7 protein-coding genes and 1 CRISPR repeat array are annotated in these 8,742 nt (G+C 55.8%); of the genes, 2 read left to right on the forward strand and 5 right to left on the reverse strand.

Annotated features, from left to right (window positions below; translation table 11 throughout):
• From ACVWYZ_RS13885 to ACVWYZ_RS13895, 3 genes are all read right to left on the reverse strand, one after another.
• The coding region (locus tag ACVWYZ_RS13885) for an IS607 family transposase (protein ID WP_457467388.1) at nucleotides 1-305 on the reverse strand (305 nt) is incomplete at its 3' end.
• A gap of 194 nt (nucleotides 306-499) precedes the next feature.
• The gene (locus ACVWYZ_RS13890; protein ID WP_414352140.1) at nucleotides 500-982 is read right to left on the reverse strand and encodes a DUF29 domain-containing protein; all 483 of its coding nucleotides are present in this window, start codon (nucleotides 980-982) and stop codon (nucleotides 500-502) included.
• 116 nt (nucleotides 983-1,098) lie between these two features.
• Entirely contained in the window at nucleotides 1,099-1,815 is a 717-nt protein-coding gene (locus tag ACVWYZ_RS13895) for an MBL fold metallo-hydrolase (RefSeq protein ID WP_011433521.1), read from the reverse strand.
• A 127-nt stretch (nucleotides 1,816-1,942) separates the two neighbouring features.
• On the opposite strand from ACVWYZ_RS13895, the gene ACVWYZ_RS13900 reads away from it, so the two are divergent.
• A complete protein-coding gene (locus tag ACVWYZ_RS13900) occupies nucleotides 1,943-2,323 on the forward strand; it encodes an ArsR/SmtB family transcription factor (protein ID WP_457385531.1) in 381 nt (126 codons plus the stop codon).
• A gap of 49 nt (nucleotides 2,324-2,372) precedes the next feature.
• On the opposite strand, the gene ACVWYZ_RS13905 is transcribed toward ACVWYZ_RS13900, so the two are convergent.
• On the reverse strand, nucleotides 2,373-3,320 hold the full coding sequence (locus ACVWYZ_RS13905) for a UDP-glucuronic acid decarboxylase family protein (protein ID WP_457467389.1): 948 nt from the start codon (nucleotides 3,318-3,320) through the stop codon (nucleotides 2,373-2,375).
• Nucleotides 3,321-3,343: 23 nt separating this feature from the next.
• Complete coding sequence (locus ACVWYZ_RS13910; protein ID WP_457467390.1) at nucleotides 3,344-4,750, reverse strand: UDP-glucose dehydrogenase family protein; 1,407 nt, start codon at nucleotides 4,748-4,750, stop codon at nucleotides 3,344-3,346.
• Between the two features lie 143 nt (nucleotides 4,751-4,893).
• Here ACVWYZ_RS13910 and ACVWYZ_RS13915 point away from each other — a divergent pair, with 143 nt between their 5' ends.
• Nucleotides 4,894-5,799 carry a cation diffusion facilitator family transporter gene (locus ACVWYZ_RS13915; RefSeq protein WP_457467391.1) on the forward strand — a complete coding sequence of 302 codons (906 nt, stop codon included), beginning with the start codon at nucleotides 4,894-4,896 and terminating at the stop codon, nucleotides 5,797-5,799.
• A gap of 271 nt (nucleotides 5,800-6,070) precedes the next feature.
• Nucleotides 6,071-8,742: a CRISPR direct-repeat array (repeat unit 36 nt; unit sequence GTTCCCCTTTCGGGGGGATCCCTAGAAATTGGAAAC).

Below are 8,742 nucleotides of genomic sequence, written 5' to 3' on the forward strand. Positions count from 1 at the left end.
GGTCTTTTGAAGTCGAGACCGCCGCCAATCTCTCCGACCACTTCGGCTCCAGGATAGAGGCTAACCAGCCTTGCAATCTGTCTCTCCAAGTCTGGCTTCTGCCCTCGGCTGCTGACTCGGGCGTACAAAACGACTCGTTTGGCTTTCTTTGGCGTTCTGATGTAGCTGTCGAGGTCATACCTTCTTGCCCTACCAGATGGAGTACGTATTGCTTTGATCCAGCCTTTCTGCTCCCATCGCCTCAAAGTGTGGAGACACACCCCGAAATAGTCCGCCGCTTCTCTCGGTTTTACATACCTAGCCATACCAAGCAGCCATACTGAACATACTGTACATTATTTTCAGTATAGTCCAGCGTATTATTGACTAGAGTCATGCTCCTTGAGACGGGGATCCCGTTCTTGCGAAGCGGAAGGGATAGGGTTTTGTTGGGTTACGGTCATGGTTGTCTCCTTGCTTCTAGCGTTGTCTAAAATGCAAAATGCAGCGATTTTTGGGATTAATCCCCCTCCTCAAGCAAATGACTGGGCTCACCGGGGTAAAACCGGCTATCCAGGATTTGCTCTGAGGAATAAGGGCAGGTTTTGGGGAAAATCTTTCTGGGCAGCTTGGTCTCCTCCAGGGCCAGCTTCAGCGCCCCCAAGTAAGACTTGGAGATGGCCTCTGGCAAATAGGGCTTGAGACTTGGGCTTTCTTCAAGAAGCTCCAGAACTTCCTGCCGCTGCAGCTGGAGGGTGAGGAGCCAGCTTGCGGATCTCCCCTCTGGCTGGTACTCCCACTTGAGGAGATGCCCAACCAAAACTGCAAGTCGGTTTCGCAGTTCCTGCCGCTGTTGCCTGCCCAACGATTCAATCTCCTCGACTAAATTGGGCAGATCCAGCTTCTCCCAGGCCCGATCCCGCAGAAATTGAGCTTGTTGCTGGATCCAAGCGTAGAAATCGCTCTCATAGAGACTTTCTCGATCCACGCTCAAACTCTCCATTTCTGGCAAGCCAATTGAGAGAAGGTTACCCAGAGCAGCGGGCCCTCACCATCGGAGTTTCACATGGGCTCCCCAGCCGGCGGGGGCTTACCCTGCACCTCGCTGCCCAGAAGGAATTAAACCGCTGCTGCCACTTGGCCGCACTGCTCGTTGGCCGGCACCGCTTCCTGGATCTTCTTCGGCTGGGGCAGGTTGAGGCTGTTCATGAGGGCAATGAAGCTCTCACGGGAACGCAGGTTGCCCGTTTCCGGATCCACAAAGCGCGGGTTCCAGCGCTTCTCCTCGCCAATGGTGGAGACGGTGTGCCCGCGATAGTCGTGGCCAGGATAGACCAGCGTCTCATCGGGCAGCGTAAACAAGTGCTGGGTAACATGGTCGTACATCAGGCCGGGATCCCCGCTTTGGAAATCCGTGCGCCCACAGCCGCGAATCAACAGGGCATCTCCGGTCAGGACGCGATCCCCATTCACGCGGTAGGTCATGTGGCTGTCGGTGTGGCCCAGGGTAGCGATGGCTTCAATGACGACGGATCCCACTTGCAGCGTTTCCCCATGACCGATGAAACGATCTGCACATTGAGCCTTGGCCTGTACTGGCACCACCCCTTGGCAACCGGTCAGTTCCCGCAGCTTCCCGGTTCCCGTGATGTGATCGGCGTGAACGTGGGTTTCCAGGCAGTACTTCAAGGTTAGACCCAATTCCCGAATCAACTTCAAATCCCGCTCCACCTGCTCCAGTACCGGATCCACCAGCGCGGCCTCGCGGGTTGCCGGATCCGCGATTAAATAGGTGTAGGTGCTTGTTTCTGCGTCGAACAGTTGGCGAAATAGCATAGTGCCCTCCTGTCTGGTATCGAAAGTCCGACATGAACTTGGACTTTCTAGGAATACTATATAACTATCTAGTGTTAAAATCAAGTTGACGAACGGCGCAAGCAGGTTTGTTGATGGGAGAAAGCCGGTGAGCAGAGCGGATGTGAATGAGTGTCGCACGATCCTGACGCCGCAGGTTCTCGACAGCGTGGCAGAGTACTTCAAGGTTTTGGCGGAACCCAGCCGCCTGCAGATCCTGTGTCAGTTGCGCTCTGGGCCGAAGAATGTAACCCAGATTCTGGAAGCCACCGGCATGGGCCAGGCCAATGTTTCCAAGCACCTGAAAATCTTGGCGCAGGCAGGGATCGTCAGCCGTCAGCCCAAGGGGGTGAGTGTTTATTACCAAATTGCGGATCCCATGTGCTTTGAGCTGTGCGAAGTGGTATGTCGGCAGTTGGTGAGTCGGCTACAACAGCAAGCCCGCCAACTGGAGCCGCTGGCAGCCATTCACCCAGGTCAATCGAGCTGAGGCGAAAATGGTTCTCAAACGGGTTGGGGTTGTCGGGAGCACCTGATGATTAGTCCAGCCCCAGCCGCTGACGAAAGTAAGGGATGGTCTGTTGCAGCCCAACTTGCAGCGGGATCCGAGGCTCCCAACCCAAGAGGGCGCGGGCTTTGCCAATATCCGGCTGCCGTTGTCTGGGATCGTCCGTCGGCAGAGGCCGGTAAACGATGGGAGAAGGGCTGCCGGTGAGGGCGAGCACCTGCTGGGCCAGCTCCAGGATCGTGAACTCCTCTGGGTTGCCCAAGTTAAAGGGTCCGGGGTAGGGGCTGTTCATCAGCCGGATCAAGCCCTCTACCAAGTCGGAGATGTAGCAAAAGCTGCGGGTCTGGGATCCATCCCCATAGACCGTCAGGGGATCCCCGCGCAGGGCCTGGACGATAAAGTTGCTCACCACGCGGCCATCGTCCTCCCGCATGGCGGGGCCGTAGGTGTTGAAGATGCGGGCTACCCGGATCTCCGTCTGGTATTGCCGCTGCCAGTCGAAGGTGAGGGTTTCCGCCAAGCGCTTGGATTCGTCGTAGCAGGCCCGCGGGCCAATGGGGTTGACGTGGCCCCAGTAGTCTTCCGGTTGGGGATGCACTTGGGGATCCCCGTACACTTCTGAAGTCGAGGCCAGCAGGAACCTCGCTCCCGTTTTCTGGGCCAGTTGCAGCAGGTGATAGGTGCCCCAGAGGCTGGTGCGGATGGTGCGGATGGGATCCGCTTGGTAGTGGGGGGGAGAAGCGGGGCAGGCCAGGTGGTAGATCTGCTGGATCCCAGCCTCTGCCAAAGCGGGCGGCAAGGGATCCGCCACGTCGTGCCAGATGAGCTGAAAGGCGGGGTTGTCCAGATGGGCCTGGACATTGAGCTGCCGGCCTGTGGAGCCATTGTCCAGGCAAATGACCCAGTGGCCTTCTTGCAGAAGGCGGGTTACCAAGTGGGATCCGATAAATCCCAGGCCACCCGTAACCAAGATTTTCATGAATTCCCCTTGTTTCTCAGCGCCTACCAGCCCACTCCGATGAGTGTTATGCCCGCCTGCCGCACCGCCTCCCGATCCAGACAGTTACGGCCATCGATGAGCAAGGGCCGCCGCATCAGCTCTGCAATCCGTCGGTAATCCAGTGACAAGAACTCCGGCCACTCCGTCACCAGCACCAGGGCATCGCAATCTTGGGCCAGGCGAAACACATCCGTTTCCACCACCACATGGGCTAGCCCCTCCCGCATCCCTGAAGCGGACACAACGGGATCATACGCCTTCACCTTTGCCCCAAGGCGGTGGAGCTGCTCGATCAAAGTCAGGGAAGGGGCATCCCGCAGGTCGTCGGTGTGGGGTTTAAACGTGAGGCCCAAAAGGCCAACGGTTTTACCCTTGAGCACCTTGAGGGCCTGCTGCAGCTTTTCCACCAGGCGCTGCCGCTGTTCTCGGTTAACCTCCACCGTGGCCTGCAACAGCTTGGCCTCATAGCCATAGTCAGCAGCGGTTTGGATAAGAGCCGCCAGATCTTTGGGGAAGCAGCTTCCGCCCCACCCTATGCCAGCGTTGAGAAAGGCGCGGCCAATGCGCCTATCTAGGCCGATCCCTTCTGCCACCTGGGTGATGTCGGCACCGGTGCGCTCGCAGATGTTGGCCATTTCGTTGATAAAGCTAATCTTGGTGGCCAGGAAGGCGTTGGCGGCATACTTGATCATTTCGGCAGAAGCCAGGTCGGTCACCAGCAGAGGCACGGGATCCCCTTGCAGGCCCTGCTGGCGGTTGAGGATGGGTTTGTAAAGCTGCCGCATGATTTCAATGGCGCGGGGGCTGTTGGAGCCAATCACAATGCGATCCGGGTAGAAGGTATCTTGGATGGCACTGCCCTCCCGTAGGAACTCTGGGTTGCTCACCACGTCAAACTGCGGCGTCCAAGGGGAGAGCTCTAAGGTGAGAGATCTGGCCTCAGGATCCCTCCCCACTTCTCGGCTGCTCAGCCGCTGCTTGGCGGCTTCGGCGGCCCCGTCCAAAATGAGCATGCGCACCCAGTCCCCAGAGCCAATGGGCACAGTGGATTTGTTGACAATGACTCGGTAGCGCTCGTCCAGATGCTGGCCAATTTCCCGCGCCACTGCTTCCACGTAGCGCAGATCGGGATCCCCGCTGGGCAGGGCCGGGGTGCCCACGGCAATAAACACCACCTCGCTGGCCTGGATCCCAGAGCCCAGATCGGTGCTAAAGTGCAGCCGACCCGCCGCAGTTTCCTCCCGCACCAGCTCTTCCAGGCCGGGCTCGTAGATGGGCAGGCGACCCCGCTGCAGCCCTTCAATCTTGGCGGGGTTGTTGTCCACACAGATAACGCTATTTCCTAGGTGAGCCAGGCAAGCCCCTGTTACCAGGCCCACGTATCCAGCCCCTACTACGGCAACGTGCATACTCAGCGTTTGCTCCCGAACGGATGGCCCCCATGCCCCCGCAGCTCACCGTTAGGATACCCCACTCCCCTGGGATCCCTTACCCCCATTGAGGTCGGTGGCAGAATAAAGCAGGACATCTGCGGATCCCCGCTCGAGCTGCAGTGAGCTTTCTGGATTCTGCTGCCATAGCCAGCCGCCGCCAGCGCCAAGTGCAGAGGGTGCTGTACGTCACGCTAGGGCTAAATGTCCTGGTGTTTCTGATCAAGTTAATCCTGGGGCTGACGACGGGATCCCTAAGCCTCATTGCCGATGCCCTGCACAGCTCCACCGACAGCGCCAGCAACATTTTGGGCTTGGTGGCCATGCGCTTTTCTTCGCCAGAGCCCGATGACGACCATCCCTACGGCCATCGCAAGTTTGAAGCCATTGGAGCGCTGGGGATCGCCGCCTTTTTGGGGATGGCCAGCCTGGAGATCCTGCGCACAGCCGTGGAGCGGTTTTGGGAGCCCCAGCCCCACCTGCAGATCGATGAGCTGACCTTGGGGATGATGGTGGGCGTGCTGGGCATTAATGTCTTTGTCACCCTCTACGAGCACCGCTGGGGCAAAGCTCTGTCCAGCTCGCTGCTGTTGGCCGATGCGCGCCATACCCTCAGCGACGTTGGGGTGACGCTGACAGTGTTGCTGGGGTTGGCCGGCATGCATTATTGGGGGATCCCTTGGCTGGATCAAGCCCTGGCTTTGCCGGTGGCGCTGCTGGTGCTCCGAAGCGGCTGGGAAGTGCTGCAGGAGAATCTTCCCTACCTCACCGACCGGGTGGCGATCCCCTCTGAGGCCCTGCGGGATCTGATCCTGAGCGTGCCAGGCGTGCTCGACTGCCATGACATCACTTCCCGCGGCATCCCCGGGGAGATAGTCTTTATCGAGATGCACCTGGTGGTGGAGCCACAGGACATTGAGTCCGCCCACCGCCTCACTGAGGAAGTTGAACGCCTCTTGCAAGGGCGCTACGGGCCGGCGCGGATCCTCATCCACCTGGAGCCTCGCTCCCATATCGAGCAACCCTAGCAGGAGCTCGCCACCTGCCAACAGATAGCCTAGCCAAACCTCAGGGATCCTGATGTTTCCAAAAGAACACCAAAACGGTATCAACGCCTCTACGAGCGTCCCTCAAAATCTCGGAAAAGCCCATTCTTTCGTCGGATCCCTCGACGCCTTGTGCCACAAGGCTTTCCGGCCCCAAAACCCCCTCGCCGAAACTCTTTTTGCCCCCTTTTTTCCGGATCCCTCGCAAACGGGTCTTGCATCCCTTGCCCTGCTTGGCTTTAATAGGGGTGGAGTTCCCCTTTCGGGGGGATCCCTAGAAATTGGAAACGTCGTTACCTTATCGCGGTTCCATACCGCGATAAAGTTCCCCTTTCGGGGGGATCCCTAGAAATTGGAAACGTGAGTGTTCACCTGTCGAAGCCGTTCGGTCTGCGGGAAGTTCCCCTTTCGGGGGGATCCCTAGAAATTGGAAACAACCTCAGGGTTTTCATTTGGCCTTTGATAATCTTTTGTTCCCCTTTCGGGGGGATCCCTAGAAATTGGAAACTTGTCTGATAAGTCTTCTATTACAAGCTCTAACTTAAACGGTTCCCCTTTCGGGGGGATCCCTAGAAATTGGAAACAGACCATCAAGGCTCCACAGCATGGCATTGATGGTGAAGTGTTCCCCTTTCGGGGGGATCCCTAGAAATTGGAAACTTTATGGGAGCAAGCGCTTGTATATGCGCCACTGCTCTGTTCCCCTTTCGGGGGGATCCCTAGAAATTGGAAACCTTAGGTTCGATGTACCGCCGACCACGTGTTGTGATCAGTTCCCCTTTCGGGGGGATCCCTAGAAATTGGAAACCTTAGGTTCGATGTACCGCCGACCACGTGTTGTGATCAGTTCCCCTTTCGGGGGGATCCCTAGAAATTGGAAACTGGACGACAAAACTATCAAACACTCTATTCCGGTTACTTCTGGAATGTTCCCCTTTCGGGGGGATCCCTAGAAATTGGAAACACTAACCTGCTCTAAAAATATAAGGAGTGCCTTCATGTTCCCCTTTCGGGGGGATCCCTAGAAATTGGAAACTGGCAGTACTAAACGCAATTAATCCGTATGTCCAGCGTTCCCCTTTCGGGGGGATCCCTAGAAATTGGAAACAATAGAACACCGTTGCAAAGTATCGCTCTGCGTAGTCAGGTTCCCCTTTCGGGGGGATCCCTAGAAATTGGAAACGAAGCATATTGTGGAGGTCGAGATTGATGGTCAGTGTTTCACGTTCCCCTTTCGGGGGGATCCCTAGAAATTGGAAACGGTACAGCCGCCTACTACCCAGTAGGGAACGTACTTAAGTTCCCCTTTCGGGGGGATCCCTAGAAATTGGAAACACTCCAGGTCCTAGGTGCCGAAAGACCGTGACCTGGTACAGTTCCCCTTTCGGGGGGATCCCTAGAAATTGGAAACAAGTTTGACGTGGATGGCTCAGGCGTGATTTGAACACGTTCCCCTTTCGGGGGGATCCCTAGAAATTGGAAACTGACCATCTCTTATGATGCTGTTGGTCTGAACAAAGGTTCCCCTTTCGGGGGGATCCCTAGAAATTGGAAACTTAAGGCCATTCTCATCAAAGATGCAAACCGAGCATACACAAGTTCCCCTTTCGGGGGGATCCCTAGAAATTGGAAACCACAGTGCCGGACTTTGGTACCGTAATCCTGAGTGGGTAGTTCCCCTTTCGGGGGGATCCCTAGAAATTGGAAACTTATGTTTTACGTACCACTCAGGACGTTTAGCATTAGCTTTGTCGAGAGTTCCCCTTTCGGGGGGATCCCTAGAAATTGGAAACTGTATTCTAAGCCTTTAGCTTTGTGAATTGTACTTAAGTTCCCCTTTCGGGGGGATCCCTAGAAATTGGAAACCCCATCAGCTTAATAATGTGCATATGCCCTCCCTTTTCAGGGATGTTCCCCTTTCGGGGGGATCCCTAGAAATTGGAAACTGGACTTGGGCTGTACAGGCCCTTATTTGCTCTTTAAGTTCCCCTTTCGGGGGGATCCCTAGAAATTGGAAACTCTCCCTTAACTAGGGATAAAGAACACCCAGGTATGAACCTGTTCCCCTTTCGGGGGGATCCCTAGAAATTGGAAACGTTACGAGAAACTTACGGACGAGCCGCATCCCATCAGTTCCCCTTTCGGGGGGATCCCTAGAAATTGGAAACCTTTGGCCCGTTCGGAGTGGAAAGATCTACCTGTGGTCAGTTCCCCTTTCGGGGGGATCCCTAGAAATTGGAAACAGCCTAATCCACCGCTGCCGGTGGTGACACCAATACATTGTTCCCCTTTCGGGGGGATCCCTAGAAATTGGAAACATTGGCAACTCCACTATAGTGGAGTTCCAATTGTTCCCCTTTCGGGGGGATCCCTAGAAATTGGAAACAGGCGTACCCAAGCTTGCCTTTCAAAGTTCCAATAGAATTGTTTGTTCCCCTTTCGGGGGGATCCCTAGAAATTGGAAACGGCAGATAGAAAAACCACCCTTGTGGAGGGGGTGGTTTAGAAAGTTCCCCTTTCGGGGGGATCCCTAGAAATTGGAAACGCGCTCCTTTCGGAACGCAGGGTGCCATTGACGTACTGGTTCCCCTTTCGGGGGGATCCCTAGAAATTGGAAACAAAAATATAAGGAGTGCCACACAAGTGACACTCCTTATTGTTCCCCTTTCGGGGGGATCCCTAGAAATTGGAAACTTAGGCAGGATAGTTGTTCCCTGCCGAGATTGGGAGGTACGTTATGTTCCCCTTTCGGGGGGATCCCTAGAAATTGGAAACCTTGCCTTTCAAAGTTCCAATAGAATTGTTTCCCGTCGGATAGTTCCCCTTTCGAGGGGATCCCTAGAAATTGGAAACCTTTGTCGTGTGGGTATGCATTCCACAAATTTGGCTGTTCCCCTTTCGGGGGGATCCCTAGAAATTGGAAAC

This window comes from Thermostichus sp. MS-CIW-37 (genome assembly GCF_054060065.1).

Bases quoted from the DNA above. Each gene is read 5' to 3' on its own strand.
- ACVWYZ_RS13890 (WP_414352140.1), bottom strand. From the start codon at position 982: ATGGAGAGTTTGAGCGTGGATCGAGAAAGTCTCTATGAGAGCGATTTC.
- ACVWYZ_RS13895 (WP_011433521.1), bottom strand. From the start codon at position 1,815: ATGCTATTTCGCCAACTGTTCGACGCAGAAACAAGCACCTACACCTAT.
- ACVWYZ_RS13905 (WP_457467389.1), bottom strand. From the start codon at position 3,320: ATGAAAATCTTGGTTACGGGTGGCCTGGGATTTATCGGATCCCACTTG.
- ACVWYZ_RS13910 (WP_457467390.1), bottom strand. From the start codon at position 4,750: ATGCACGTTGCCGTAGTAGGGGCTGGATACGTGGGCCTGGTAACAGGG.